Annotated in this window: 1 protein-coding gene; it reads right to left on the reverse strand. The window is 34.0% G+C overall.

The features are described 5' to 3' along the window. Positions 1-168 precede the first annotated feature (168 nt). Positions 169-567, reverse strand: a 399-nt coding sequence (locus ACFIK8_RS12815; RefSeq protein WP_375669640.1) for a DUF488 family protein, incomplete at its 5' end; no start/stop codon positions are given.

Below are 567 nucleotides of genomic sequence, written 5' to 3' on the forward strand. Positions count from 1 at the left end.
CGTTATAGCAGCTGGACGAGGCGCCATATCTTTTCTCCTTACATTGAGATGCAATTCACGTGTGGCGTGAATCACGCATTACTTGAAAGTGTTAAGAAGGGTGGGGGTGCTAGGAGGCATTTGTGAAGAGAATCACCTCCATATGTAAAAAATCTGTAAGTTTATTTTTTAGATGTGCTTAATTTCATATTTCCAATCAGGCAATTGAGTAAGAGCTAATGCGAGTTGTCCTCTATGACACATGCATACATTGGCTTCAAAACAGGTGATTGCAACGCGCTTTTTGTTTAAAAAAATTTGATATAATTTGTTTATTGCACAAGAATTATTCTTGAGAGTTGTATTTCGATAATTTTTAAAAAGGCGGTCATAATCTTTTTCTGTTTTCAAATTTCTTCGTTTTTCAGAGGCAATTCCAAGTTCAGGCATATGCATATATTCAATATCAATGTTGCTTACAGCTTGCTCTAATTGTCTTTTTGAAAATCCGTGTTTTCTACTTATTGGATTTTTACGAACATCACATAAAGTTTTGATATTGTTTTCTATGAGACAACTAAGATAATT

Source organism: Bartonella sp. MR168JLCBS (genome assembly GCF_042194175.1).